This is a genomic window from Arenimonas aestuarii (assembly GCF_054781715.1).
The window spans coordinates 1,434,523-1,459,628 of sequence record NZ_BAAGTW010000004.1 but is presented as its reverse complement, the minus strand read 5'-3'; the positions used below and the strand labels follow the sequence as shown (position 1 = coordinate 1,459,628).

Annotated in this window: 22 protein-coding genes; 15 read left to right on the top strand and 7 right to left on the bottom strand. The window is 69.0% G+C overall.

Annotation, left to right across the window (positions count from 1 at the left end; genetic code table 11):
* Positions 1-67: 67 nt before the first annotated feature.
* From ACYVJH_RS07870 to tkt, 3 genes are all read left to right on the top strand, one after another.
* Positions 68-1,249, top strand: coding sequence for an EAL domain-containing protein (locus tag ACYVJH_RS07870; RefSeq protein ID WP_460454059.1), 1,182 nt, complete (start codon positions 68-70; stop codon positions 1,247-1,249).
* Between the two features lie 50 nt (positions 1,250-1,299).
* Positions 1,300-2,583, top strand: coding sequence for a dicarboxylate/amino acid:cation symporter (locus tag ACYVJH_RS07865; protein ID WP_460454058.1), 1,284 nt, complete (start codon positions 1,300-1,302; stop codon positions 2,581-2,583).
* A 99-nt stretch (positions 2,584-2,682) separates the two neighbouring features.
* Complete coding sequence (gene tkt, locus ACYVJH_RS07860; RefSeq protein WP_460454057.1) at positions 2,683-4,686, top strand: transketolase; 2,004 nt, start codon at positions 2,683-2,685, stop codon at positions 4,684-4,686.
* Between the two features lie 28 nt (positions 4,687-4,714).
* Here tkt and ACYVJH_RS07855 read toward each other — a convergent pair whose 3' ends face one another.
* Positions 4,715-5,005 (bottom strand): ArsR/SmtB family transcription factor, encoded by a 291-nt coding sequence (locus tag ACYVJH_RS07855; RefSeq protein WP_460454281.1) that lies wholly within the window; start codon positions 5,003-5,005, stop codon positions 4,715-4,717.
* Between the two features lie 152 nt (positions 5,006-5,157).
* On the opposite strand from ACYVJH_RS07855, the gene ACYVJH_RS07850 reads away from it, so the two are divergent.
* From ACYVJH_RS07850 to trxC, 5 genes are read left to right on the top strand one after another with little or no spacing between them, the layout of a single operon-like run.
* Positions 5,158-6,429: an NAD(P)/FAD-dependent oxidoreductase gene (locus ACYVJH_RS07850; RefSeq protein WP_460454056.1), complete on the top strand. Its 1,272-nt coding sequence runs from the start codon at positions 5,158-5,160 to the stop codon at positions 6,427-6,429.
* A gap of 33 nt (positions 6,430-6,462) precedes the next feature.
* Complete coding sequence (locus ACYVJH_RS07845) at positions 6,463-6,666, top strand: YgaP family membrane protein (RefSeq protein WP_460454055.1); 204 nt, start codon at positions 6,463-6,465, stop codon at positions 6,664-6,666.
* 14 nt (positions 6,667-6,680) lie between these two features.
* Positions 6,681-7,748: an efflux RND transporter periplasmic adaptor subunit gene (locus ACYVJH_RS07840; protein ID WP_460454054.1), complete on the top strand. Its 1,068-nt coding sequence runs from the start codon at positions 6,681-6,683 to the stop codon at positions 7,746-7,748.
* Complete coding sequence (locus tag ACYVJH_RS07835; protein WP_460454053.1) at positions 7,741-10,977, top strand: efflux RND transporter permease subunit; 3,237 nt, start codon at positions 7,741-7,743, stop codon at positions 10,975-10,977. Before ACYVJH_RS07840 ends, ACYVJH_RS07835 begins: the two co-directional genes overlap by 8 nt.
* Complete coding sequence (trxC, locus tag ACYVJH_RS07830; RefSeq protein ID WP_460454052.1) at positions 10,974-11,414, top strand: thioredoxin TrxC; 441 nt, start codon at positions 10,974-10,976, stop codon at positions 11,412-11,414. Before ACYVJH_RS07835 ends, trxC begins: the two co-directional genes overlap by 4 nt.
* Positions 11,415-11,424: 10 nt before the next feature.
* Here trxC and ACYVJH_RS07825 read toward each other — a convergent pair whose 3' ends face one another.
* Positions 11,425-12,291 (bottom strand): MBL fold metallo-hydrolase, encoded by an 867-nt coding sequence (locus ACYVJH_RS07825; protein ID WP_460454051.1) that lies wholly within the window; start codon positions 12,289-12,291, stop codon positions 11,425-11,427.
* A 23-nt stretch (positions 12,292-12,314) separates the two neighbouring features.
* Positions 12,315-14,306 carry an acetyl-CoA hydrolase/transferase C-terminal domain-containing protein gene (locus ACYVJH_RS07820; protein WP_460454050.1) on the bottom strand — a complete coding sequence of 664 codons (1,992 nt, stop codon included), beginning with the start codon at positions 14,304-14,306 and terminating at the stop codon, positions 12,315-12,317.
* Positions 14,307-14,411: 105 nt separating this feature from the next.
* Between ACYVJH_RS07820 and ACYVJH_RS07815 the strand changes: the two genes are divergently transcribed.
* Both ACYVJH_RS07815 and ACYVJH_RS07810 read left to right on the top strand, forming a co-directional pair.
* A complete protein-coding gene (locus tag ACYVJH_RS07815; protein WP_460454049.1) occupies positions 14,412-14,780 on the top strand; it encodes a BlaI/MecI/CopY family transcriptional regulator in 369 nt (122 codons plus the stop codon).
* Positions 14,770-16,293 (top strand): TonB family protein, encoded by a 1,524-nt coding sequence (locus tag ACYVJH_RS07810; RefSeq protein ID WP_460454048.1) that lies wholly within the window; start codon positions 14,770-14,772, stop codon positions 16,291-16,293. The genes ACYVJH_RS07815 and ACYVJH_RS07810 overlap by 11 nt, the downstream gene beginning before the upstream one ends.
* A gap of 4 nt (positions 16,294-16,297) precedes the next feature.
* On the opposite strand, the gene ACYVJH_RS07805 is transcribed toward ACYVJH_RS07810, so the two are convergent.
* Together ACYVJH_RS07805 and ACYVJH_RS07800 are read right to left on the bottom strand one after the other, a co-directional pair.
* Positions 16,298-17,113: a S1/P1 nuclease gene (locus tag ACYVJH_RS07805; protein WP_460454047.1), complete on the bottom strand. Its 816-nt coding sequence runs from the start codon at positions 17,111-17,113 to the stop codon at positions 16,298-16,300.
* A 47-nt stretch (positions 17,114-17,160) separates the two neighbouring features.
* Positions 17,161-17,781: an OmpW/AlkL family protein gene (locus ACYVJH_RS07800; RefSeq protein WP_460454046.1), complete on the bottom strand. Its 621-nt coding sequence runs from the start codon at positions 17,779-17,781 to the stop codon at positions 17,161-17,163.
* A gap of 188 nt (positions 17,782-17,969) precedes the next feature.
* Here ACYVJH_RS07800 and gap point away from each other — a divergent pair, with 188 nt between their 5' ends.
* Complete coding sequence (gene gap, locus ACYVJH_RS07795) at positions 17,970-18,983, top strand: type I glyceraldehyde-3-phosphate dehydrogenase (protein WP_460454045.1); 1,014 nt, start codon at positions 17,970-17,972, stop codon at positions 18,981-18,983.
* Between the two features lie 88 nt (positions 18,984-19,071).
* On the opposite strand, the gene ACYVJH_RS07790 is transcribed toward gap, so the two are convergent.
* Positions 19,072-20,043, bottom strand: coding sequence for an L-threonylcarbamoyladenylate synthase (locus tag ACYVJH_RS07790; protein WP_460454044.1), 972 nt, complete (start codon positions 20,041-20,043; stop codon positions 19,072-19,074).
* Positions 20,040-20,597 (bottom strand): GNAT family N-acetyltransferase, encoded by a 558-nt coding sequence (locus ACYVJH_RS07785; RefSeq protein WP_460454043.1) that lies wholly within the window; start codon positions 20,595-20,597, stop codon positions 20,040-20,042. Before ACYVJH_RS07785 ends, ACYVJH_RS07790 begins: the two co-directional genes overlap by 4 nt.
* A gap of 88 nt (positions 20,598-20,685) precedes the next feature.
* Here ACYVJH_RS07785 and ACYVJH_RS07780 point away from each other — a divergent pair, with 88 nt between their 5' ends.
* The 4 genes from ACYVJH_RS07780 to ACYVJH_RS07765 are packed head-to-tail and all read left to right on the top strand — an operon-like array spanning position 20,686 to position 25,051.
* Complete coding sequence (locus ACYVJH_RS07780) at positions 20,686-21,861, top strand: phosphoglycerate kinase (RefSeq protein WP_460454042.1); 1,176 nt, start codon at positions 20,686-20,688, stop codon at positions 21,859-21,861.
* Position 21,862: 1 nt separating this feature from the next.
* Entirely contained in the window at positions 21,863-22,510 is a 648-nt protein-coding gene (locus ACYVJH_RS07775; RefSeq protein WP_460454041.1) for an HAD hydrolase-like protein, read from the top strand.
* Between the two features lie 9 nt (positions 22,511-22,519).
* Positions 22,520-23,986 (top strand): pyruvate kinase, encoded by a 1,467-nt coding sequence (pyk, locus tag ACYVJH_RS07770; RefSeq protein ID WP_460454040.1) that lies wholly within the window; start codon positions 22,520-22,522, stop codon positions 23,984-23,986.
* A 57-nt stretch (positions 23,987-24,043) separates the two neighbouring features.
* On the top strand, positions 24,044-25,051 hold the full coding sequence (locus tag ACYVJH_RS07765; protein ID WP_460454039.1) for a class I fructose-bisphosphate aldolase: 1,008 nt from the start codon (positions 24,044-24,046) through the stop codon (positions 25,049-25,051).
* The last annotated feature ends 55 nt before the right edge of the window (positions 25,052-25,106 follow it).

Here is a 25,106-nt window from a genome sequence, read left to right as displayed (position 1 = left end):
CCCGGGTGGCTTAATCCAAGGACAGGGCCGCGAAAGCGGCCCTGTCTGTTTCTGGCATCCTGAGACCATGCATCCGTCGCTAAGAACAAGCCTGAAACCCGGTGAGATCCTCTTCCGGGAAGGGGACCCCCCTGATACCGCCTACCTGATCGAAACCGGCGGCATCGAGGTGCGGGCCAGGCAGCGCGGCAAGGACGTCGTGCTGAGCCTGCTTGGCCCCGGCGATCTGGTCGGCGAGATGGCGGTCATCGACGACTCCCCGCGCACGGCAACGGCGATCGCCATCAGCGAAACCGTGCTGTTCCCGATCAACCGCAGCCAGATCGCCGAGCGGCTGGCCGGCACCGATCCGATCGTTCGCTCCCTGCTTGAAGGCCAGCTCAAGCGCTACCGCGGTGCGCTATCGGCGCTCCAGGGCCGGGGGCCTGACCTCGCGTCGGCGCCGATGACTCCCTCCGAACGCCTGGGCGTCAACAAGATCCGCCTGGAGTCCCAGCTGCGCGAAGCCCTGGCGGCACGTGGGCTCGAGCTGAGCCTGCAACCGCTGCTCGATGTCGGCCGGGGCCGGATAGCCGGCTACGAGGCGCTGGTGCGCTGGCACCACCCCGAACGTGGCCCGATCTCACCGGCCGAATTCGTGGCCCTGGCGGAAGAAACCTCGCTGATCGTCCCGGTCGGTGAATACGTGATGGACGCCGCCTGTGAATCCGTCGCGCGCCTGGTGGACGCCGGGCACGGCCAGCCCTTCGTCGCCGTCAATGTATCGGCCCGCCAGATTTCCCACCCCGGGCTGGTCGAACGCATCGTCGCCCGCGCCGATGCCGCCAGCCTGCCGCGTGGCACCATCAAACTGGAAATCACCGAGAGTCAGGTGCTCGACTACGATCTTGTCAGCCAGGTCATCGCCCTGTGCCATGGCCATGGCATCAAGGTGGCCCTGGACGATTTCGGCACAGGCTATTCGCACCTGGCGCACCTGCATCGCCTGGACTTCGACGTGCTCAAGGTCGACCAGGCCTTTTCCCGGCACATGGTCGGCGACCCGCGTGCGATGGCGGTGGTGGAGGCCATCGTGCAGCTGGGCCGGGCCCTGCAGGCCGATATCGTGGTCGAAGGCGTCGAGACGGCCGCGCAGCTGGAGGCGCTGCGGCGGCTCGGCTGCCACTACGCGCAGGGCTACCTGATTGGTCGCCCGCGCACCCTGGTGGAAATCCTCGCGGAACCGCCGCCGGGTCCCTTCGGCGGCTAAGGTAAGCTTCGCCCAGACCCAGGCCGCACGGAGCGCCAGGAATGCCCTCGATGTCATTGCACACCCGCATGTTGCTCGGCTTCATCGCCGGCACCGTGCTGGGGCTCGCCGCCAACCTCTTCGCCGCCGACGCGGGCTGGCTCGCCATCGTCACGACCTATGTCGCAGACCCGGTGGGCCAGGTGTTCCTGCGCCTGCTGTTCATGCTGGTCATTCCGCTGGTGTTCTCGGCGCTGGTCCTGGGCGTGGTGGAAATCGGCGACCCGCAGTCGCTGGGACGCATCGGTGGCAAGACCCTGGTCTGGATCCTTGCCGTCACCACCATCGCCGTCACCATCGGCCTGGTGATGGTGAACGTGATCCGCCCCGGGCAGGGCATCCCGCCGGAGCTGGGTGCCGAGATCATGGCGGGTGCCGGTGAGCGCGCGACGCAGATCGCCGCGGGCCGCGAACAGGTCTCCGGGCTCCAGGTGCTGCTCAACATCGTGCCGCGCAATCCCGTGGCCGCCGCCGCGAACGGTGACCTGATCGCGGTGATGTTCTTCGCGCTGATGTTCGGCATCGCCGCCACCGTCATCCGCAGCGACGGCACCCGATCCTTCGTGTCGGCGGTGCAGGGCGTCTACGACATCTGCCTGAAGCTGATCGACTGGGTCATCCGGCTGGCGCCCTGGGCCGTGGCGGCGCTGCTGTTTTCGATCACCGCCAAGCTCGGTTTCGACGTGCTGGTCCAGCTCGCGCGTTTCGTCGGTACCGTGCTGGCCGCGCTGGCGATCCACTTTTTCATCGTCTTCCCGATCCTGCTGCGCGTCTTCGGCGGCATGTCACCGGTGGCCTTCTTCCGCGGCGCCCAGCCGGCGCTGCTGACGGCGTTCTCCACGTCCTCCTCCAGCGCCACCCTGCCGACCACCCTGAAGGTGACCGAAGAGGCCCTGGGCGTCCCGCGCCGGGTCGCACGTTTCGTCTGCACCCTGGGCGCCACCGCCAACATGAATGGCACGGCCCTGTTCGAGGGCATCACGGTGCTGTTCCTGGCCCAGTTCTTCGGTGTTGATCTGAACCTGTTCCAGCAGGCCATGATCCTGGTGCTGTGCATGCTCGGTTCGATCGGCGCCGCCGGCGTTCCCGGCGGCTCCTTGCCGGTGATCGCCATGATCCTGGCCATGTTCGGCATCCCGCCCGAGGGCATCGGCCTGATCCTGGGCGTCGACCGCCTGCTGGACATGTGCCGCACCGTGGTGAACGTGGGCGGCGACATGGTCGGCTCGGTGGTGATCGGTCGCAGTGAAGAGGGCGTGCGTGAATCCCCGCCCGAATCCCCGGTGGCCGGCTAACATCCCGGCCGGGCTGGTTCAAGCGCGACATCGGCGGCCGGGTCGGCGACAATAGCGCCCCGCTGGCCCGGCCCCGGGCCCCACGCCCTGGACGCCACGATGACCACGCCCTCCCGCCGCGACCTCGCCAACGCCCTGCGTTTCCTCGCCATTGATGCCGTTGAGGCCGCCAAGTCCGGCCATCCCGGCATGCCGATGGGCATGGCCGACATCGCCGAGGTGCTGTGGAACGACTTCCTGAGCCATAGCCCGAACAACCCCAAGTGGTTCAACCGCGACCGCTTCGTGCTGTCAAACGGCCACGGCTCGATGCTGGTCTATGGCCTGCTGCACCTGTCGGGCTACGACCTGCCGATCGAAGAGCTGCGCAACTTCCGCCAGCTGCACAGCAAGACCGCCGGCCATCCGGAGTTCGGCCACACGCCCGGTGTCGAGACCACCACTGGCCCGCTGGGCCAGGGCCTGGCCAACGCGGTCGGCATGGCGCTGGCCGAGCAGCTGCTGGCCCAGCGCTTCAACCGGCCTGAGTTCGACATCGTCGACCACCACACCTGGGTTTTCCTGGGTGACGGCTGCCTGATGGAAGGCATTTCCCACGAAGTGGCCTCGCTGGCCGGCACCTGGGGCCTGGGCAAGCTGATCGCGTTCTGGGACGACAACCGGATCTCGATCGACGGCGACACCGCCGGCTGGTTCACCGACGACACCGCGGCCCGCTTCGAGGCCTATGGTTGGCAGGTCATCCGCAAGGTCGACGGCCATGATCCGGAGGAAATCGCCCAGGCGATCCGCACCGCCCAGGCCGAGACCGGCAAGCCGACCCTGATCTGCTGCCGCACCACCATTGGGTTTGGTTCCCCCGGCAAGGCCGGCAAGGAATCGAGCCACGGTGCGCCGCTGGGCAAGGACGAAGTGGCCGCCACCCGCGAGGCCCTGGGCTGGCCGCACGCGCCCTTCGAGATCCCGGCCGATATCCGCGACGGCTGGCGGGCCGGCAACGCCGGCCTGGTGCGCGAGGAGCAGTGGAACCAGCGCTTCGATGCCTATGCCAAGGCTTATCCGGAGCTGGCGGCCGAGCTCGTGCGCCGCTCGCACGGCGAACTGCCCGAAGATTTCGCCGATGCCGCCCAGGCCTACATCGCCAAGCTGCAGCTCGACGGCCCGGTGGTCGCCTCGCGCAAGGCCTCGCAGATGGCGCTCGACGCCTTCGGTCCGCTCCTGCCGGAGCTGATCGGCGGTTCGGCCGACCTGGCGCATTCGAACCTGACCCTGTGGAAGGGCAGCAAGTCGGTCACCAGCGGCGACCCCAGTGCCAACTACGTGCATTACGGCGTGCGTGAATTCGGCATGTCGGCCATCAGCAACGGCCTGGCCCTGCACGGCGGTTTCATTCCGTACGATGCCACCTTCCTGGTGTTTTCCGACTACTCGCGCAATGCCCTGCGCATGTCGGCGCTGATCCCGACGCGCGCGATCCACGTGTTCACCCACGACTCGATCGGCCTTGGCGAAGATGGCCCGACCCACCAGCCGGTCGAACACCTGGCGTCGCTGCGCTACATCCCCAACAACGACGTCTGGCGTCCCTGCGACGCGGTGGAATCGGCCGTGTCCTGGCAGGCCGCGATCGAACGCACCGATGGCCCCAGCTGCCTGGTGTTCAGTCGCCAGAACCTGGCGCACCAGCCGCGCACGCACCATCAACTGGCCGACATCGCCCGCGGCGGTTATGTGCTGTCCGACCCGGGCGAGGGCAAGTTCGACCTGATCCTGGTCGCCACCGGTTCGGAAGTGGAGCTGGCCATGGAGGCCATGCGTCGCCTGGCCGACAAGGGCGTCAAGGCCCGGGTGGTTTCGATGCCCTGCGCCGAGGTGTTCGCGCGCCAGCCGATCGAATGGCGCGAGGGCGTGCTGCCCGGCTGGTGTCGCAAGCGCGTGGCCGTGGAAGCCGGCGTCACCGGCTACTGGCGCCAGTTCGTTGGCCTGGACGGCGCCGTGGTCGGCATCGACCAGTTTGGTGCCTCGGCGCCGGCCGACAGGCTGTACGCGCACTTCGGCATCACTGCCGATGCCGTGGTGGACGCGGCACTGTCGCTGGCCTGATCGCCTGCCGCGGCCGTGCGGCCGCCCCTCAGCCTTGCACCGGACCGCAAAGGTTCCGGTGCAGCACTTCGATGACATCGTGCACCGTGCCGTCGGCCACGGAGTAGAAGACCGTCTGGGCCTCGCGCCGCGTGGCGACCAGGTTCTTGTCGCGCAGGACCGCCAGGTGCTGCGACAGCGCCGACTGGCTCAGCGGCACCAGGGCGTTGATCTCGCCCACCGACATTTCCCTTTCCACCAGCAGGCACAGCACGCGAAGGCGCTGCGGGTTGGCCATGGCCTTCAGCAGCTCGGCCGCCGCCTCCGATGCCGATTCCATGAGCTCGGCCGACGTAGTGGCGGGATCGAGGGAAGCCTGGCGGGGGGGTGCTTTCATGGGTCTGCCTGCGTGGGGTGTTGACATCATGCCAGAATGCTAATTAAGATTCTACTAAATTAGCACGGCCGGATAGACCGGCCCGGGAGGAAGGCATGGCCAGCATCGTTGTCCTCGGCGCCGGCATCGGCGGAATGAGCGTCGCCTATGAGCTCCGGGCCCTGCTGGGCAAGGACCATCCGATTACCGTGGTGGGCGAGGGCGAACATTTCAGCTTCACCCCGTCCAATCCCTGGGTGGCGGTGGGCTGGCGAAAGCCCTCGGACATCCAGATCGGCGTGCGCCCTTACCTGGCCAAGAAGCATATCGACTTTGAGCCGGCCGGCGCCGCCGAAGTACTGCCGGCTGAAAACAGGCTGCGCCTGCGCGACGGCCGCGAGCTGGGCTACGACTACCTGGTGGTCGCCACCGGCCCGCGACTGGCCTTCGATGAAGTGCCGGGGTTGGGCCCCGAGGCCGGTTTCACGCAGTCCGTCTGCACCACCGCGCATGCGCTCACCGCCTGGGACGCCTACCAGGCATTCCTGAAGGCGCCGGGACCCATCGTCGTAGGTGCCGCGGCCGGCGCCAGCTGCTTCGGGCCGGCCTATGAGTTCGCGATGATCCTCGACGCCGACCTGCGCAAGCGCAAGCTGCGCGACCAGGTGCCGATGACCTACGTCAGCCCCGAGCCCTACATCGGCCACATGGGCCTGGGCGGCGTCGGCGACTCCAAGGGCCTGCTCGAGTCGGAGCTGCGCCAGCGCCACATCAAGTGGATTACCAACGCCAGGATCACCCGGGTTGAACAGGGGTTGATGCACGTCGATGAAACCGACGCGCGCGGCCAGCCGCTGGCCACCCACGAACTGCCATTCGCCTATTCGATGGTGCTGCCGGCCTTCACCGGCGTCGATGCCGTGCGATCGGCCAAGGACATGTGCAATCCGCGCGGCTTCGTCCAGATTGACGCGCACCAGCGCAACCCGACCTACCCGAACGTGTTCTCGGCCGGCGTTTGCGTCGCCATCCCGCCGGTAGAAGTGACCCCGGTACCGACGGGCGCCCCCAAGACCGGCTTCATGATCGAATCCATGGTGACCGCCATTGCCCGGAACATCGCCGCCGACCTGGCCGGCAAGACCGCCGACCACAAGGCCACCTGGAACGCGGTCTGCCTGGCCGACATGGGCGACACGGGCGCGGCCTTCGTGGCCTTGCCGCAAAACCCGCCGCGCAACGTTACCTGGGCCAAGGTCGGCAAATGGGTGCACGTGGCCAAGATCGCCTTCGAGAAGTACTTCCTCTCGAAGATGAAGTCCGGCAACACCGAACCGCTGTACGAAAAATACGTGCTCAAGGCCCTGGGCATCGAGCGCCTGAAGTAAGACCCCCAGTCAACCCAAACCCTGGAGAATCCCATGAACCTCGACCGTGCCGTGATGGCCTTTGCCGGCGTGATGACCCTGATCAGCGTCGCGCTCGTGTACTTCGTTTCGCCCTGGTGGCTGTTGTTCACGACCTTCATTGGCCTGAACATGCTCCAGGCGTCCTTCACCGGCTTCTGCCCGGCGGCCATGATCTTCCGCAAGCTCGGTTTCAATGCCGGCTGTGCCTTCAAGTGAGGTAGACGATGTCCATGCCCCGCGCCCTGGCCACTTCCGCGCTGGCTGCCCTGTTCCTCGCGGCCTGCGCCAGCGAACCGGACCTACCCGCTCCCGCCCCGCCCGTGAACTTCGAGACAGTCACGGTCGCGCCGCGCACTTCTGCGCGCGAGCGCAGCTGGGACGGCGTGGTCGAGGCCGTCAACCAGGCCACGCTGTCCGCGCAGACGCGCGGCCGCGTGCTGGAGCTGCCTTTCGACGTCAACGACTACGTCGAGGCTGGCCAGGTCGTGGTGCGTTTCACCGACGTCGAGCAGGTGTCCGCCCAGCGCCGGGCATCGGCATCGCTCAGCGCCGCCCAGGCCGATTACACCGAGGCCGAGGCGGCATTCCGCCGCACCGAGGAGTTGGTTGCCAAGCAGCTGCTGGCCCGGGCCACTCTCGACCAGGCCCGCGCCCGTCGCGATGCCGCCCGCGCTGCGCTTGAAGCCGCCCGGGCCGGTGTCAGCGAGGCCGGCGAGCAGGTGGACTACACCGTCATCCGCGCGCCGTACTCGGGCATCCTGACCGAGCGCCACGTGGAAGTCGGCGAGTCGGTGCAGCCGGGCCAGCCGCTGGTGTCGGGACTGTCGCTGCAGCAGCTTCGCGTCAACGTCGAGGTGCCGCAGAGCGACGTCGCCGCCCTGCGCGAACACGGCACCGCCACCGTGGTCTTGCCCGGCGGCGGACGCCTGGAGGCCGAGGAGCTGATCGTCTTCCCGTACGCGGACCCGGGCACCCACAGCTTCAAGGTGCGCGTGGAACTGCCGGAGGCCGAAACCGGGCTGCAGCCGGGCATGACCGTCAAGGTCGCCTTCAAGACCGGCGAAGCGCGTCACCTGTGGGTGCCGGCGAGGGCGCTGGTGACCCGCAGCGAAGTGACCGCCGTGTACGTGGTGGGTGCCGACAACCGCGTGGTGCTGCGGCAGGTCCGCCTGGGCCACCGCCGCGAGGACGAGGTCGAAGTGCTGGCCGGCCTGGCCGAGGGCGAACGCATCGCCGCCGATCCGCTGGATGCGCTGGCGCACCTGGCGAACGCGGGCACGGAGCCAGGCAATGACTGAGCCGCGCTTCGGCCTGTCCGGGCGCCTGGCCCGGGCCTTCCAGTCCAATCCGCTGACGCCGGTGCTGGCGGTGGCGGGCCTGCTGCTGGGCCTGTTCGCAACCCTGATCACGCCGCGCGAGGAAGAGCCTCAGATCGACGTGACCATGGCCAACATCATCGTGCCCTTCGCGGGTGCGCCGGCCGCGGACGTCGAAAACCTGGTCAGCGTGCCGCTGGAACAGGTGCTGTCCGAGATCGACGGCGTCAAGCACGTGTACTCCGTCAGCCGCGCCGGTTCGGCGCTGATCACCGTCGAATTCGCGGTCGGCGTGCCGCGCCAGGACGCGCTGGTCCGCCTGTACAACCAGGTGTATTCCAATGCCGACTGGGCGCCGCCGGGCCTGGGCGTCGGCCAGCCGCTGGTGCGGCCGATGGGCATCGACGACGTTCCCGTCATGGCGGTGACGCTGTGGACCGACGACCCCAACCGCGGCGGCGTCGAGCTGGCGGAAGTGGCGCACACGCTCGAGGCCGAGATCAAGCGCGTGCCGGGCACCCGCGACGTCTACACCATCGGCGCGCCGCAGCGCATGGTGGTCGTCGAGCTCGACGCCACCCGCCTGGCGTCCTATGGCATGACTGCCGACGACCTGGCGGGCGCGCTGTCAGCTGCCAATGTGGTGAGCCAGGCCGGCGACCGGGTCACCGCCGAGGGCGTGCTTCCGATGACCGCGGGCCGCTACCTGGCCGACGCCCAGCAGGTCGCCGAACTGGTCATCGGCCTGCGCGATGGCCGCCCGCTTTACTTGTCCGACGTCGCCAGCATCCAGCGCGGCGCCGACCTGCCCAGCCAGTACGCCTGGTACACGGCGCCGCAGGACAAGCTTCGCCCCGAAGGCGTGATCGCCCCGGCGGTGACCATCGCCGTGGCCAAGAAGCCCGGCGCCAATGCCGCCGACATCACCAGCGCGATTGCCAGCCGCCTGAAGGTCCTGGAAGCCACGGTGATTCCCGAAGGCATCCACGCCACCGTCACCCGGGACTACGGCTACACCGCCAACGACAAGGCGATGAAGCTGATCCAGAAGCTGGTGTTCGCCACCGCTGCGGTGGTGCTGCTGGTGCTGTTCGCGCTGGGCTGGCGCGAAGCCATCGTGGTCGGCAGTGCCGTCGTGCTGACCCTGGCCATCACCCTGTTCGCATCCTGGGCGATGGGCTTCACCATCAACCGGGTGTCGCTGTTCGCACTGATCTTCTCGATCGGCATTCTGGTGGACGACGCCATCGTCATCGTCGAAAACATCCACCGGCACATGCGCCTGGGCGGCAAGACCCTGCTCGAAGCCATCCCGCCGGCCGTGGACGAAGTCGGCAGCCCGACCATCCTGGCCACGTTCACCGTCATCGCCGCGCTGCTGCCCATGGCCTTCGTGTCGGGCCTGATGGGCCCGTACATGCGGCCGATCCCGATCAATGCCTCGGTAGGCATGCTGCTTTCGCTGGCGATCGCGCTGACGGTCACGCCCTGGCTTTCGCTCAAGCTGCTCTCGCGGCACGTGCACGCCGAAGGCGGCGACCACGAATCCGCGCTGTCGAAGCGGGTGCGCGGCCTGTTCGAGCGGACCATGCGCCCCTTCCTGGACGACAAACGCGGCAAGGGCCGCCGCCGCATGCTGTTCGCGGGAATCGGTCTTGCGGTGCTGGCCGCCGCCGGCCTGGCGGTGGTGCAGCTGGTGGTGCTGAAGATGCTGCCCTTCGACAACAAGTCGGAGTTCCAGGTGGTCGTTGACCTGCCCGAGGGCACGCCGCTCGAGCGCACCAACGCCCTGTTGCTGGAAATGGCCCAGGCCCTGAACGACGTCCCCGAGGTGCTGGACATCCAGGGTTATGCTGGCACCTCGGCGCCGGTCAACTTCAACGGCCTGGTGCGCCAGTACTACCTGCGCGAGGGCGCCAACCTTGGCGACCTGCAGGTGAACCTGGTCGGCAAGCACGACCGCGACCGCCAGAGCCATGACATCGCCCTGGACGTGCGCCCGGTGCTGGCCAGCATCGGCAACCGCTACGGGGCCTCGGTCAAGGTCGTGGAGGTGCCGCCGGGGCCGCCGGTGATGGCGCCACTGGTGGCCGAGATCTATGGTCCCGACGCCGGCCGCGCCCGTGCGATCGCCCGTGACCTGCAGGCCCGTTTTATCGCTACCGAGGGCATCGTGGACGTGGACAGCACCGTCGAGGCCGACGCAGAGCGCGAGTTGGTGCTGGTGGACCGCGACCGGGCCGCGCGGCTTGGCGTCAGCCAGGCGGCGATCGCGCAGGCACTGCAACTCGGCGTCAGCGGCCGCGACGCCACCTACCTGCGCGACGGTGCCTCGAAGTACCCGGTGCCGGTGCGCCTGCGCCTGCCCGCCGGCGACCAGGCCAGCCTGGAACAGCTGCTGACCCTGCGCGTGCGCGCCGGCGACGGCCGCCTGGTGCCGCTGTCGGAGCTGGTGACGGTGCAGCGCCTGCCCTGGGAGCCGGTCATCCACCGCAAGGACCTGCTGCCAGTGGTGTACGTCACCGGCGACGAGGCCAGCGCCATCGACAGCCCGCTCTACGGCATGTTCGACCTGGTCGGGCAGGTCGGCGACAAGCCGCTGGCGGATACGACCGTGGAACAGCGCTTCCTGTCCGCCCCCACCGACTCGCTTGGTTTTTCGATCAAGTGGGACGGCGAGTGGCAGATCACCTACGAAACCTTCCGTGACATGGGCCTGGCCTATTCGGTCGGCCTGCTGCTCATCTACCTGCTGGTGGTGGCGCAGTTCCGCGACTACCTGGTGCCGCTGGTGATCATGGCGCCGATCCCGCTAACGGTGATCGGCGTGATGCCCGGGCACGCGCTGCTGGGCGCGCAGTTCACCGCCACCAGCATGATCGGCATGATCGCGCTGGCGGGAATCATCGTGCGCAACTCGATCCTGCTGGTGGACTTCATCAACCAATCCATCGCCGAAGGACATGCCCTGGCCGACGCCGTGGTCGAGGCTTGCGCCGTGCGTGCCCAGCCGATCGCGCTGACCGGCCTGGCGGCCATGGCGGGCGCCTTCTTCATCCTGGACGACCCGATCTTCAACGGCCTGGCGATCGCGCTCATCTTCGGCATCCTCGTTTCGACCGTGCTGACGCTGGTGGTCATCCCGCTGCTGTACTTCGTGTTGCTCAGCGCGCGCGCCCGACGGCAGACGTCCCGGGGAGAAACGGCATGAGCCATCCCGTCACCCTGGCCTGTCCGCATTGCCACGGCATGAACCGCGTCCCCGTGTCCCGGCTTGGCGAGCATCCGAAGTGCGGCCATTGCCACGAGCCGCTATTCACAGGACAGCCGCTGGTGCTGGGCGTGGATGACTTTTCCGTTCACGCCGAACGCAGCGAATTGCCGCTGCTGGTGGATTTCTGGGCGCCGTGGTGCGGCCCCTGCCAGATGATGGCGGCGCATTTCGAGCGCGCGGCCGGACAGCTTGAGCCCCGGGTCCGCCTGGCCAAGGTCGACACCCAGGTCGCGCCGACGCTGGCCCAGCGCCACGGCATCCGCAGTATCCCCACGTTGATACTTTTCCGGCAGGGCCGCGAACTGGCCCGCCAGTCCGGCGCGATGGACGCCAACAACATCGTGCGCTGGACCCGCCAGCACCTGGGTGATTGAACCCTTGCCGCTACAGCTGGTCGATCGGCAGCTTCAGGTAACGCACGCCATTGGCCTCGGGTTCGGGCAGTTCGCCGGCGCGGATGTTCACCTGCACCGACGGCAGGATCAGCGTCGGCATCGCCAGGGTGGCGTCGCGTTCGGTGCGCATGCGCACGAACTGGTCCTCGCTGGTGCCGATGCGCACGTGGATGTTCGAACGCTTCTGTTCGCCGATGGTGGTTTCGCAGCGCGGCTCGCGACCGCCCGGGCCGTAGTCGTGGCAGACGAAGACGCGGGTTTCGTCGGGCAGGGAAAACAGGCGGTGGATCGAGTGGTAGAGCGTGGAGGCGTCGCCGCCCGGGAAATCGCAGCGTGCCGTGCCGCCATCGGGCATGAACAGCGAATCACCGGTGAACAGCGCGTCCCCGGCCAGGTAGGCCACCGAGTCGTTGGTGTGCCCCGGCACGGGAATGACCCGGGCGCCGACACCGCCAACGGAGAAAACCTCGTCGTCGGCGAACAGGTGGTCGAATTGCGAGCCGTCCACCGGGAAGTGTTCACCCAGGTTGAAGATCGGCCGGAAGGTCTTTTGCACGGTCCGGATGCCCTGGCCAATGGCCAGCTTCGCGCCGGGCAGCGTTTGCCTGAACCAGTGCCCGGCGCTGAGGTGGTCGGCGTGGGCGTGGGTTTCCAGGATCCAGTCCACCTGGACGCCGGCTTCGCGCACCGAGGCCAGCAGCTTCTCGGCGCTGGTGGTGCCCGTGCGGCCAGCCTTGGGATCGAAGTCGAGCACGGGGTCCACCAGCGCGGCGCGGCCGGTGCCGGGGTCGCTCACCAGGTAACTCCAGGTGCCTGATTCTTCGTGGTAGTGCGGCTTGACGCAGGCTTTGCGCATGGCGGTTCTCCCGAAGGCTGGCTTCACGTCTGGGTGGGCGCGGGCGGGGAAGGATGGACCCGGGATTTCGCCAGGGCGTGGCGAAGCAGGCGTGCCTGCAGGCGTTCGCCCAGTTCACGCGGTGCCTGCAGGTCCATGCGCCGCAGCGCCGCTTCGTCGCTGGCCTGCTCGCCGGCAAGGGCAGACAGCACCGTGGCGATGCGGCCGCCCAGGGTGCCGGTGCGCGCCACCAGCCAGGCCAGGGCCGCCACGAGGCGCTGTTCTTCGGGCGTGAAATCGCTGCCCATCGGATAGTCGGGCAGCACCCCGGCGCGCCGCAGCGGCGCGAGACGCGCTGACAGCGAGGCCAGGGTGTTCGCCGACCAGGCGGCTGGCGCGCTGAAACCATGAGCAAGCTTGCCGGCCTTGCGTGCCGCTTCGAGCAGCGGCTTCTGGTCGTCCGCATGGGCGATGGCGGCCATGGCCAGCACGCATTCGCCGTCGCTGCGCCCGCGCAGGTCGGCAATGCCGTGTTCGGTGATGACGATGTCGCGCAGGTGCCGCGGGATGGTGACGTGGCCGTAGTTCCAGCGAACGTTGGCGGTGGCCTGGCGGCCGTGGCCGCGGCGGGCCCGCAGCATCAGCGCCGAACGCGCGTCGTCGAGCGCGTGCGCCATGGCGACGAAGTTGTACTGTCCGCCCACGCCCGAGACCACGCGTCCGTCCTCGAGGGCATCGGAAACCGCGGCGCCGAGGGCGGTCATCATCATGCAGGTGTTGAAAAAGCGAGCGTCGCGGCGCTGCTCGCGCTCCAGCGGTTCGTCGGCACCGTAGAGCTGGTTGATATGGGAAACGCGGGTCATGCCGATGCCGCGGGCCTGGTCGGCGGGCAGGGCGCGCAGCCAGTCGTAGAGCGCATGCGATCCGAGATAGAAGGCACCATCGAGCCAGCGGCCGTCGCGCGCCAGGCGCTCGCGGTCCCGGTCGGTGGCATCACCGCGATTAATGCGTGCCATAGCGCCGACGTCGTCGAGCACGCGGCGCTTGAGCACCCCGGCCTGCGCGAGCGCCCGGAAGCCGTCGTTGACCATCTCGCTGGCGCCGTACAGCCCTTCGGAGAACGGTGCCGTGCCGCCGACGTCGCGCACGAGCGGCGATTGCGCCAGGCCGGGCGAGAGCGCTTCCAGCGCCGCCAGGTAGTCGTCGTTGCGCGTGTGCCGGAGCACCAGCGCATGGCACAGCGCGTCGGCCAGCGAGCCGATGCCGATCTGCAGCGTGCCGCCATCGCGCACCAGCGTGCTGGCGTACAGGCCGATCGCATGGTCGGCGTCGCCGACCGGCTCGCGCGGCAGCGCGAACAGGCGCGGCGCGGGCGAAGGATGGTCGATCACAAGGTCGAAAAAGCCAGCCGGCACCGCGCAGGGGCCGTCGAGCCAGGGCAGGTTCGGGTCCACTTCGCCGACCAGCATCGGCCGCGGCTTGCCAAGGCGCAGGCATTCGTCGAGCAGGTCGAAGGTGAGATCGGGATTGCAGCTGAGGCTGATGCGGCTGCCGCCGGGTTCGCGCGCCACCTTCTGCACCAGGACATTGACGCCGCGCGCCGCGACCGCGCGGGCGACGTGCGTGTAGTTGAGGCTGACGTAGTCGCGCTGGGCACAGGGCGAGCCGAGCAGGGCGCCCGACTGCATGTAGAACTCCTCGACCCGGATCTTGGCCGGAAGCGCGTCGCGGCGCATGGCGACCGCGTAGTCGAGTACGGGGAAGTCGCTGCCGAAGTGCCGTGCCAGGAAAGGCATCAGGAAACGGCGCTGCAGCCCCTTGCCCGCCGAAGGCGGCGTCAGCGAAAGCGCCGTCAGCAAGTGCAGGGACAGCGAATCGTCTGCCGCCACCCGACGGGTGATTGCATTGAGCAGCCGGTGCGGCTTGCCCAGGCCAAGCGGCGCCGCCAGCACCAGCTGGCCGCCGGCGTGGGCCAGCAGGCGGTCGACGGCGGCGTCCAGTGCAGGGTCGGGCGGGGCGGTCAGGCGTTGGCTCATGGGTGATCCGGAAAGCAGCGAGGGTCAGTATCGCACCCGTCCCATCCCCCTTGACAGCCACGATTACGTGCGTAATCTACGGAAAAGTTTACGGACGTAATCGAAATGCAGATCAGCGACGCCGAATCCGTGGTCATGCAGGCCCTGTGGGACGCCAGCCCCCTGGCGGCCGAAGACGTTTTCGCCGCCGTGGCCACCGGCCAGGGCTGGCAGGAGCCAACGGTGAAAACCCTGCTCAACCGGCTGCTCAAGAAGGGCGCGATCAGCGCCGAACGCGACGGCCGGCGCTTCCTGTATTCGCCGGTGCTGCAGCGGGAGCAGTGGCTGCGCCAGGAGAGCGAGGGCCTGGTTGACCGCCTGTTCGGCGGACGGGTCGCGCCGATGGTTGCCCACTTCACCGAAAACGGCCGGCTGTCGAAAAAGGACCTCGCCGAGCTGCGGCAGCTGCTGGAGGACATCGACGATGGGCATTGAATGGCTGCTTGAACCCACGCTGGCCCTGACCGGCGCGCTGATCGCCGTGTTCTTGCTGCGGCCACTGGTACGCCGCAGCTTCGGCGCCGCCGCGGCCTACGGGCTGTGGGCGCTGGTGCCGGCAAGCCTGGTCGCCGTGCTGCTGCCGGCGGCCGCGGAGCCGGTATTGCCGGCCCTGGTGCGCATGGCGCCGATGGCCATGCCGGGTGCCGCCGGCCCGGGAACGGCGGTCGCCGCCGATCCCCTGCCGTGGCTGTCCTGGCTTTGGGCGGCCGGTGCGCTGGGCGTGCTGGCCTGGCTGCTGGGCCAGCAGCGGCGTTTCCTTGCCGGCCTCGGGCCGGTGTCGCGTCGCCCCGACGGTTTGCACCAGTGCCTGGCCACGCGTGGCCTGCCGGCGGTGGTGGGCCTGCGTCCGCGCATCGTGCTGCCCGGCGATTTCGACCAGCGATACGACCCACTCGAGCGCGAGCTGGTGTTGGCCCACGAAACCGAACACCTGCGCCGCGGCGACCTGCCGGCCTGTTTGCTGGCCGCGGTCCTGCGCGTCCTGTTCTGGTTCAACCCGCTGGTGCATTTCGCGGCGGCGCGTTTCCGCAATGACCAGGAACTGGCCTGCGACGCCGCCGTGCTTCGCCGCTATCCCGGTCAGCGCCGCCGCTACGGCGACGCCATGCTCAAGACCCGCCTGGCCGACCAGCCACTGCCGCTGGGCTGCCACTGGTCCGGCTTTCATCCACTGAAGGAGCGACTCGCCATGCTGAAGAATCCACTGCCGTCCCGTCGCCGTCGTTTCGCCGGCCTCGCCTTGGTCTCACTGCTGGGCCTGGCCGCCGCGGCCGTCGCCTGGGCGGCCCAGCCCGGAACCAGCGTCGAGCTCGCACCGGGCAAGGTGAGGCTGGACATCAGCGCGAAGGTGGACGGCGTGCCGGTTCCCGACATCGTGGCCGTCGTCGAACCCGGTCAGCCGCACCGAGCGCAGTTCGAGCACGCCGGCCAGGACTGGGACACCACCTGGACGGTGACGCCGCTGGCCGACGGCACCTTCGACATCGCGGCGAAGCTCCTGCGCGACGGGCAAGTGGTTGGCGAGCCACGACTGGTTACCCGCGAACAGGCCGCCATCGGCATCGGCCAAAAAGCACCGGACGGCAGCTTCAAGGGCATCGAGATCGAAATGGCGCTGACCCTGGGGCCGCCGGCGCCGGGCATGGCTGCGGTGGGTATCCAGGGCGAGGTGCCGGCCTACCCGAAAGTCGCGGCCGACGCAGGGAAGGGTGGGCTGGTGATGCTGCGGGCGTTCATCGAAGCGGACGGGTCGGTGCGCGAAGTGACGGTGGATGCGGCCGGCAGCACCGTGGCGGCGGATTCCGACTTCGCGCGCAACGCGGTCGCCGCCGCGGCCAAGTGGACGTTCCAGCCGGAGATGAAGGACGGCAAGCCCGTGCCCGGCTGGGTGATGGTGCCCGTGCGCTTCGAGCCGCCGACCAGTCAGGCGGCCGCCGACGAAAGCTGAGCCCTCAGGGCGCCAGCGTCTTTTCCAGCAGCGCCGCCAGGCGCGCCCCGGCAAGCCGCAGGCGCGCATCGGCGACGGGGCGGTGCCGGTCGAGGTAGGCGTCGGTGATCTTGCGGCCGGGCGGGTACAGGCCTTCGCTCCGGATCAGGCGGCAGGATTCGAGGGTCCAGGCCTGGGCGGGGTTTTCAGCGCCGGTCGCGGGATCGGAGGGCAGCTCCAGCGCATGCAGGTGTTCGACGTAAGCCGCGTTGTCCATGCCGGCGCCCTGGACAACCCAATAATCCCAGACCCCGTGCAGGTTGGTGCCTTCGCCTTCGGGCGAGCCCTTGCCGGTGTAGTTGAGCTGGTGCTTGTTGCCGCCGCGGTCATGCGGATAACCCGCATGCATGGGCTGGTGCGCGTCGCCGACGAAATGCACCAGGAACTTCAAGGCCTCGACGCGCGCCTGGCGCGGCTGGGACAGGTCGCCCAGCACCTTGGCCTGGGCGTTGATCGCGCCGATCACGCAGTCGCCGTCCGGGCAGTCGCGGGCCGCGACGTAGTCGCAGTCATCGGCCGGGATATTGACGTAGTGCCAGCGCTGGCTGGCTTCGCCCAGCGGGCTCTTGGCGGCGCGGATCTCGTCGGCCCAGGTCGATACGCCGGCCAGGCTGGGTTCGGGTTCGTCGGCCAGCAGGTCCTGCACCTGGGCGCGGGCGGCCGGCGAGAGCTCGCGCTCGGCCAGTTCGCCGACCAGCTGGTGGCCCTGCCGGCTCCAGGCCAGGGCGGGGGGCGTGGCCAGCGTCAAGGCCAGCGCAAGGACGGTCAGGCTTGGTTTCATGGCCGCGGACTTTACGCCAGCGGCCATGAATCTCGCCATCACGGGGTTCAGAAGGCCCAGACGAAAGCAGCCCCGTAAACCGTCGGGTCGATGTTGACGGTGCCCACGCGGGTGCCGTTCACCTTCACGCTGGTGTCGATGTCCAGGTAGCGGGCATCCACGCGCAGCCACTTGCCGGTGCCGATGGCGAAGTCGACGCCGGCATGCGCGGCCAGGCCCCAGGACGGCCTGAGCGACAGGTCGGTGCCGGCCAGCGGACCGGTGGTTTCCTCGTCGAAGAAGCGCGTGTAGTTCACGCCTGCGCCCACGAACGGGGTGGCGATCGAGTCGTTCCGGAAGTGGTACTGCAGGGTGAAGGTCGGCGGCAGGTGCTTGGTCGAGCCGGCCCTGACGCCATTGAGCTCGATGTCGTGCTCGAACGGCAGGGAGGCCAGCACTTCCAGGCCCCAGTTCGGGCTGAAGAAGTACTCGGCGGTGACGGTGGGGCGCCAGTCGTCGCCGACATCGGCCGCCAGGGCGCCACCGGCCAGGGTACCGTTGCCGGACTTCGGGGCGACCACGTGGGCGCCGACGGAAATCGTCCAGTCGCCCGCCTGCTGGGCAAGGGCCGGGGCGGAAAACGCCAGGGCAAGGGCCAGGGCGATCGGGGTGGTGTGGGAAAGTTGCATGGTCGAACTCCAGTGGGGAATCTGCTGGCGCCAGTTTCCTCCCCGGCCACGGGCCCGGCCTTGAGGGAAGTCAAAGTGCCTCCCGGGGCGCGCGCTCCTTGTCCGGGGTTTGGGCCGGACCGCCCGCGCTTGGTAGAATCCCGGGTTTCCACCCACCTTTCGCCGGCCGGGCCGGTCCAGGAGAACCCATGTCCATCAAGGTCGCCATCAATGGCTACGGCCGCATCGGTCGCAACATCCTGCGGGCGCTGTACGAAGCCAACCGCACCAACGAAATCACCATCGTGGCGATCAACGACCTGGGCGACGCCGAAACCAATGCCCACCTGACCCAGTACGACACCGCCCATGGCAAGTTCCCGGGCACGGTCACGGTGGAAGGCGGCGACCTGGTGGTCAACGGCGACCGCATCAAGGTCTGCGCCGAGCGCGACCCCGCCAAGCTGCCCTGGGGCGCGCTGGGCGTGGACGTGGTGCTCGAGTGCACCGGCCTGTTCACTTCGAAGGCGAAGGCTTCCGCGCACCTCACCGCGGGCGCCAAGAAGGTCATCATCTCGGCCCCGGGCGACAAGGACGTGGACAACACGGTCGTGTTCGGCGTCAACGAAGGCGTGCTGAAGGCCTCCGACACCGTGATCTCGAATGCCTCGTGCACGACCAACTGCCTGGCGCCGCTGGCCAAGGTGCTGCACGAAAAGATCGGCATCGTGCACGGCCTGATGACCACCATCCACGCCTACACCAACGACCAGGTCCTGACCGACGTCTTCCACAAGGACCTGCGCCGCGCCCGTTCGGCCACCCAGAGCCAGATCCCGACCAAGACCGGCGCCGCCGCCGCGGTCGGCCTGGTGCTGCCGGAGCTCAACGGCAAGCTCACCGGTTTCTCGATGCGCGTTCCGACCATCAACGTCTCGGTGGTCGACCTGTCCTTCGTGGCCGCGCGCGAAACCAGCAAGGAAGAGATCGACGCGGTGCTCAAGGCGGCTTCGGAAGGCGCGCTCAAGGGCATCCTGGGCTTCAACACCAAGCCGCTGGTGTCGATCGACTTCAACCACGACCCGCACAGCTCGGTTTACGACAGCACCCTGACCCAGGTCATGGGCGGCACGCTGGTGAAGGTCTGCTCCTGGTACGACAACGAGTGGGGTTTCTCCAACCGCATGCTCGACACCACCCTGGCGCTGATGGCCGCCAAGTAAGCGCTCCGGCGGGAGGGACCTCCGTCCCGATCAGTGCGACACCGAAGACCCCGGCTCCGGCCGGGGTTTTTATTGCCGCGGCGAGACCCTAGGTCGGGTCTCCCTCGAACCCGCCTGCGCCGGCGGCACTGCGGCGCAGGCGGTCGTGGATGGCCAGCCAGGGGTCGCCATCGGGCGGACGCTCGGCGAGCAGCAGGTTGGCGCCGCGGCCGTCGAGTTCGCGCAGGGCGGCATACAGGCCGTGGGCGTAGCTGGCCGGGTCGGCGGCCAGTGCCAGGCCGGGCACCCCTTCGGGCAGTTCGCCCAGGGCCAGCACCTGGACGGCCTTGCCCAGGGCTTCCTGCTCGGCGGCCTCTGTTGCCAGCGCCGCGCGCGGCAGCAGAAGCAGTGGCGTGCGCGGCGCGTAGTGGGCGTCGAGCGTGCCCGACGCGCGCGGGCTGGCCGCGGTGGCGCCGGCTTCGACCGGGCCGACCACCGCTTCGATGCGGTCGCGCCCCAGCATGCCCGGGCGCAGGATGCGCGGCGTGTCGCCGGTGAAATCGACGATGGTGCTTTCGATGCCGATCGTGCAGTCGCCGCCCTCGAGCACGACCGGCACGGCGTCGCCGAACTCGGCGCGCACGTGCGCGGCCGTGGTCGGGCTGACGTGGCCAAAACGGTTGGCCGAAGGCGCCGCCAGGCCGCCGCCGAATTCCCGCAGCAGGGCCAGCGCCACCGGGTGGTCGGGACAGCGCAGGCCGACGGTGTCCTGGTTGCCGGTCACCACGTCCGGCACCCGGGCCTGCTTGCGCAGCACCAGGGTCAGCGGGCCGGGCCAGAAGGCCGCCGCCAGCTGCCGGGCCGTCGCCGGGATGTCGGTCGCCCAGTGATCGAGCGCCTCGACGCCGGCCACGTGCACGATCAGCGGATGGTCGGCCGGCCGGCCCTTGAGGGCGAAGATGCGGCGCACGGCCTCGGCGTTGCCGGCGTCCGCGGCCAGGCCGTACACGGTTTCGGTGGGCAGGCCGATGGCCTCGCCCCGGCGCAGGGCCGCCAGCGCGGCTTGCAGGGCCTGGTTCATGCCGTCCTCCGGTAATCGTCGCGCAGCAGTCCATAGATCCAGGAGTCGGCGAATTCTCCGCCGACCCGCCAGCGATGGCGAAGCAGGCCCTCGCGGTGGAAGCCGAAGTGTTCCAGCAAATGCCAGGAGGGCGCATTGCGGGGATCGACGTCGGCTTCGACGCGTTCGAGGTCCAGGGGCCCGAAGGCGTAGGCCAGCGCCAGGCCCACCCCCTCGCGCGCCAGGCCTTGCCCCTGCCGGGAAGGCAGGAGGGAATACCCCAGTTCGGCCCGGCGATTGGGGCCGCTGAGCGAAAACAGCGTGGTCGTGCCCACCAAGCCATCGTCGTCGCGATCCGCCAGCGCCCAGCCGAACGTCGCCGGCGGCTTCCAGCCCAGGCGCTCGTCCAGCCAGGCCTCGGCCTGGGCCGGTTCGGTCCAGGGTGCGAAGCTCCAGTAGCGGCAGACTTCCGGGTCGGAATAGAGCGTGAAAAGCGCCGCGGCGTCGCTGCGGCGCAGCGGTCGCAGGCGGACACGCTGGCCTTCGATCACGGGCAGGCTGGTGCAGTCGTCCATGCCGGCATTGTCCCACGCGGTCCCGGCGTTTGCCGGCACCGGGCGGCGCGGGGGAAAATGCCGGCTTTCCCGTATCCGGAGCCACCCCATGTCCATCCTCCGCATGGCCGACCTCGACCTGGCCGGCAAGCGCGTCCTGATCCGCGAGGACCTCAACGTGCCGGTCAAGGACGGCCGCATCACCTCCGAACAGCGCATCACCGCCGCCCTGCCGACGATCAAGCTCGCGCTGGAGAAGGGCGCCGCGGTGATGGTCACCTCGCACCTGGGTCGCCCGAAGGAAGGCGTGTGGACGCAGGAGGATTCGCTGGCCCCGGTCGCCGCCCGCCTGGGCGAACTGCTCGGCCGCGAGGTGCCGCTGCTCAAGGACTGGACCGACGGCGTGCAGGTCGAACCCGGCCAGCTGGTGCTGCTGGAAAACTGCCGCATGAACGTCGGCGAGAAGGCCGACGACGAGGCCCTGTCGAAGAAATACGCTGCGCTGTGCGACGTGTACGTCATGGACGCCTTCGGCACCGCCCACCGCGCCCAGGCGTCCACGCATGGCGCCATCCGTTTCGCGAAGGTCGCCTGCGGCGGCCCGCTGCTGATGGCCGAGCTCGACGCCCTGGCCAAGGCCCTGCTGGCGCCGGCGCGGCCCCTGCTGGCCATCGTCGCCGGCTCCAAGGTCAGCACCAAGCTTGAGCTGCTGGGCGCACTGGTGTCCAAGGTCGACCAGCTGATCGTCGGAGGCGGCATCGCCAACACCTTCATCGCCGCGGTCGGCCACCCGGTCGGCAAGTCGCTGTGCGAAGCCGACCTGCTCGACACGGCCCGCAAGATCATGGCCGATGCCAAGGCCCGCGGCGCCGACATCCCGGTGCCGACCGACGTGGTGGTCGCCCCGGCCTTCGCCGCCGATGCGCCGGCGACGGTCAAGCCGGTCTCCGAGGTTGGCCCCGACGACATGATCCTGGACATCGGGCCGGAAACGGCCGCGCGTTACGCCGGCATGATCGCCAAGGCCGGCAGCGTCATCTGGAACGGCCCGGTCGGTGTGTTCGAGTTCGACGCCTTCGGCAAGGGGACCGAGGTCCTGGCCCATGCCATCGCCGATTCCGAGGCCTTCTCGATCGCCGGCGGCGGCGACACCCTGGCCGCGGTCGACAAGTACGGCGTGCAAGCCGGCATCAGCTACATCTCCACCGGCGGCGGCGCCTTCCTGGAATTCTGCGAAGGCAAGGAGCTGCCGGCCGTGGCGGCGCTGAAGGCGCGCGCCAGCTGACGTGGCGACGATCTTCTTCGACCTCGACGGCACCCTGATCGATTCGATCGAAGGCATCACGCGCTGCGTGGTGCACGCCTTCGAGCGGCTGGGTGAACCGGTGCCCGGCGAGCACGAGCTGCGCGGCTGGATCGGTCCGCCTCTGCGGGACAGCTTCGCGCCGAAGCTGGGCGACCCGGCCCGGGTGGAGCGGGCGGTCGAGTTCTACCGCGAACGATTCGAGACCGACGGCTGGCGCGAACACGCCGTTTACGCGGGTATCGGCGACACCGTGGCGGCGCTGGCCGCCGACGGTCACCGCCTAGCGGTGGTTACCGCGAAGAACGAACCGCATGCGCGCCGCATCGTCGAACACCTGCCCTTCGGCGGCCACTTCGAAGACGTCATCGGCGCCACGCCCTGCGGTCGGCTGAGCCACAAGCCCGAACTGATCGGCGAAGCCCTGGCGCGGCTGGGCCTGGCCGCCGACGCGTGCTGGATGATCGGCGACCGGCACATGGACATCCACGGCGCCCGCCATCACGGCATGCCCTCGGTGGGCGTGCTCTGGGGCTTCGGTGGCGAAGCCGAACTGCGCGAGGCAGGCGCCACCCACCTGGCCGAATCCCCCGCGGGTTTGCGCGCTTTGTTCGCCACGGCTGCGTGCTAGCTTAAGTCCATGACCCAGCCCCTTCGCCGAACCAAGATCCTCGCCACCCTCGGCCCGGCCACCGATGCCCCGGGCGTGCTCGACGCCGTCATCCGCGCGGGCGTCAACGTCGTGCGCATGAACTTCTCGCACGGCACGCCGGAGCAGCATGCCGCACGGGTCGCCGCCGTCCGCGAAGCCGCGGCGGGGCAGGGCCGCGAAGTCGGCATCCTCGCCGACCTGCAGGGTCCGAAGATCCGCATCGAAAAATTCGCCGGCGGCAAGGTCTCCCTGTCGGCGGGGGATGAATTCAGCCTGCTTTGCCGCGCCGAGGTGCCGCCGGGCGACGCCAGCCAGGTCGGCGTCAGCTACCTGGGCCTGGTCAATGACGTGCATCCGGGCGACACCCTGCTGCTCGACGATGGCCTGATGGCGGTCGAGGTGCTGGCGATCGAGGGTGATCGCATCCGTACGCGGGTGCTCACCGACGGCGCACTGTCCGACCGCAAGGGCCTCAACCGGCTGGGCGGGGGGCTGTCGCTCGGCGCGCTCACCGAGCAGGACAAGCAGCACATCGACATCGCCGCCGGCCTGGGCGTGGACTTCATCGCCGTCTCGTTCTGCCGCTCGGCCGCCGACATGGACGAAGCCCGGGCGCTGGCGCGGGCCGCCGGCTCCGATGCCTTCATGGTCGCCAAGATCGAACGCGCCGAGGCGATAGACAACCTGGTCGAGATCACCCGCGCCTCTGACGTGGTGATGGTCGCGCGCGGCGACCTGGGCGTGGAGATCGGCGACGCCGAGCTGCCCGGCCTGCAGAAGAAGATCATCCGAACCGCGCTCGAACACAACCGCATCGTCATCACCGCGACCCAGATGCTGCAGTCGATGGTGGACAACCCGATCCCGACGCGCGCCGAGGTGCTGGACGTGGCCAATTCGGTCATCGACGGCACCGATGCGGTGATGCTCTCGGCCGAAACCGCCTCCGGCAGCTACCCGGTGAAGGCGGTCGAGGCCATGGTCCGCATCTGCCTGGGCGCCGAGCGCCAGTTCGACCACGACACCGACTTCGAGAAGGCCCAGCGCGGCCTCGAACGCGCCGACCAGGCCATCGCCATGGCCACCATGTTCCTGGCCGAACACGTCGACGTGCGCGGCATCGTCGCGCTGACCGAGTCCGGCGGCACGGCCCGGTTCCTGTCGCGGTTCCGGTCCAAGGTGCCGATTTTCGGGCTGTCCCGGCACGATGGCGCCCGCCGGCGCATGGCCCTGGTCAGGGACGTGTTTCCGGTGGACTTCGACAGCGCCGGCCAGAGCACCCGCGAAGCCGCCCGCGGCGCGCTGCGGCACCTGTTCGGACTGGGCCTGCTGGCCGAGGGCGACCGCGTCATCATCACCAGCGGCGACCACATGGAGTTGCACGGGGCCACCAATACCCTGCGCCTGCTCAAGGTCGGTCCCGGAGGCGGCGCCGAGGGCCTCGGCGAGCTCTGAACCCGGCCAAAAACCGGGTATAATCAGCGGCTTTCCACCAACCTCCGGAATCCCGCCATGAGTATCGACCAGCTCGCCGAAACCGCCCAGGCCATGGTGGCCCCGGGCAAGGGCATCATCGCCATCGATGAGTCCACCGCCACCATCAAGAAGCGTTTCGACGGCGTCGGCATCGAGTGCACGGAAGAGAACCGCCGCGCCTACCGCGAAATGCTGCTGACCACGCCCAAGCTGGGCGACTACATTTCCGGCGCCATCCTGTACGACGAGACCCTGCGCCAGTCCACCAAGGCCGGCGTGCCTTTCACCAAGGTCATGATGGACGCCGGCATCCTGCCGGGCATCAAGGTCGACATGGGCGCCAAGCCGCTGGCCGGCTTCCCGGGCGAACTGGTCACCGAGGGCCTGGACGGCCTGCGCGACCGCCTGAAGGAATACGCCAAGCTGGGCGCGCGCTTCGCCAAGTGGCGCGCCGTGATCACCATCGGCGAAGACATGCCCTCGGGCACCTGCATCGACGCCAACTGCCACGCACTGGCCCGCTACGCGGCGCTGTGCCAGGAAGCCGGCATCGTGCCGATGGTCGAACCCGAGGTGCTGATGGACGGCGACCACGACATCGACACCTGCTACGAAATCACCGAGGTCACCCTGCGCTCGCTGTTCGGCGCGCTCTACGAGCACAACATCATGCTCGAGGGCACCATCCTCAAGGCCAGCATGGTGGTGTCGGGCAAGGACTGCCCGGACCAGGCCGGCATCGAGGAAGTCGCCGAGCTGACCCTGCGCTGCCTGAAGTCGGCGGTGCCGGCGACCCTGCCGGGCATCGTGTTCCTGTCCGGTGGCCAGAGCGACGAGCATGCCACCGCCCACCTCAATGCCATGAACCAGATGGGCGCCAAGCCCTGGCCGCTGAGCTTCAGCTACGGCCGCGCCATGCAGTCGGCCGCCCTGAAGCTGTGGTCCAAGGACATGGCGGGCAACGTCAAGTCCGCCCAGGACACCGTCTTCGCCCGCGCCCGCGACAACGGCCTGGCCGCGCTGGGGCAGTGGAAGAAGGGCTGAGTCCCTACCGCTGGCGGCGGCCTCCGGGCCGCCTGCCCCGCAGTCATGTAAACGC

What these genes read in the sequence shown, in the direction of transcription:
- ACYVJH_RS07870 (WP_460454059.1), top strand. Translation starts at nt 68, where the DNA reads ATGCATCCGTCGCTAAGAACAAGCCTGAAACCCGGTGAGATCCTCTTC.
- ACYVJH_RS07865 (WP_460454058.1), top strand. Translation starts at nt 1,300, where the DNA reads ATGTCATTGCACACCCGCATGTTGCTCGGCTTCATCGCCGGCACCGTG.
- tkt (WP_460454057.1), top strand. Translation starts at nt 2,683, where the DNA reads ATGACCACGCCCTCCCGCCGCGACCTCGCCAACGCCCTGCGTTTCCTC.
- ACYVJH_RS07855 (WP_460454281.1), bottom strand. Translation starts at nt 5,005, where the DNA reads ATGGAATCGGCATCGGAGGCGGCGGCCGAGCTGCTGAAGGCCATGGCC.
- ACYVJH_RS07850 (WP_460454056.1), top strand. Translation starts at nt 5,158, where the DNA reads ATGGCCAGCATCGTTGTCCTCGGCGCCGGCATCGGCGGAATGAGCGTC.
- ACYVJH_RS07845 (WP_460454055.1), top strand. Translation starts at nt 6,463, where the DNA reads ATGAACCTCGACCGTGCCGTGATGGCCTTTGCCGGCGTGATGACCCTG.
- ACYVJH_RS07840 (WP_460454054.1), top strand. Translation starts at nt 6,681, where the DNA reads ATGCCCCGCGCCCTGGCCACTTCCGCGCTGGCTGCCCTGTTCCTCGCG.
- ACYVJH_RS07835 (WP_460454053.1), top strand. Translation starts at nt 7,741, where the DNA reads ATGACTGAGCCGCGCTTCGGCCTGTCCGGGCGCCTGGCCCGGGCCTTC.
- trxC (WP_460454052.1), top strand. Translation starts at nt 10,974, where the DNA reads ATGAGCCATCCCGTCACCCTGGCCTGTCCGCATTGCCACGGCATGAAC.
- ACYVJH_RS07825 (WP_460454051.1), bottom strand. Translation starts at nt 12,291, where the DNA reads ATGCGCAAAGCCTGCGTCAAGCCGCACTACCACGAAGAATCAGGCACC.
- ACYVJH_RS07820 (WP_460454050.1), bottom strand. Translation starts at nt 14,306, where the DNA reads ATGAGCCAACGCCTGACCGCCCCGCCCGACCCTGCACTGGACGCCGCC.
- ACYVJH_RS07815 (WP_460454049.1), top strand. Translation starts at nt 14,412, where the DNA reads ATGCAGATCAGCGACGCCGAATCCGTGGTCATGCAGGCCCTGTGGGAC.
- ACYVJH_RS07810 (WP_460454048.1), top strand. Translation starts at nt 14,770, where the DNA reads ATGGGCATTGAATGGCTGCTTGAACCCACGCTGGCCCTGACCGGCGCG.
- ACYVJH_RS07805 (WP_460454047.1), bottom strand. Translation starts at nt 17,113, where the DNA reads ATGAAACCAAGCCTGACCGTCCTTGCGCTGGCCTTGACGCTGGCCACG.
- ACYVJH_RS07800 (WP_460454046.1), bottom strand. Translation starts at nt 17,781, where the DNA reads ATGCAACTTTCCCACACCACCCCGATCGCCCTGGCCCTTGCCCTGGCG.
- gap (WP_460454045.1), top strand. Translation starts at nt 17,970, where the DNA reads ATGTCCATCAAGGTCGCCATCAATGGCTACGGCCGCATCGGTCGCAAC.
- ACYVJH_RS07790 (WP_460454044.1), bottom strand. Translation starts at nt 20,043, where the DNA reads ATGAACCAGGCCCTGCAAGCCGCGCTGGCGGCCCTGCGCCGGGGCGAG.
- ACYVJH_RS07785 (WP_460454043.1), bottom strand. Translation starts at nt 20,597, where the DNA reads ATGGACGACTGCACCAGCCTGCCCGTGATCGAAGGCCAGCGTGTCCGC.
- ACYVJH_RS07780 (WP_460454042.1), top strand. Translation starts at nt 20,686, where the DNA reads ATGTCCATCCTCCGCATGGCCGACCTCGACCTGGCCGGCAAGCGCGTC.
- pyk (WP_460454040.1), top strand. Translation starts at nt 22,520, where the DNA reads ATGACCCAGCCCCTTCGCCGAACCAAGATCCTCGCCACCCTCGGCCCG.
- ACYVJH_RS07765 (WP_460454039.1), top strand. Translation starts at nt 24,044, where the DNA reads ATGAGTATCGACCAGCTCGCCGAAACCGCCCAGGCCATGGTGGCCCCG.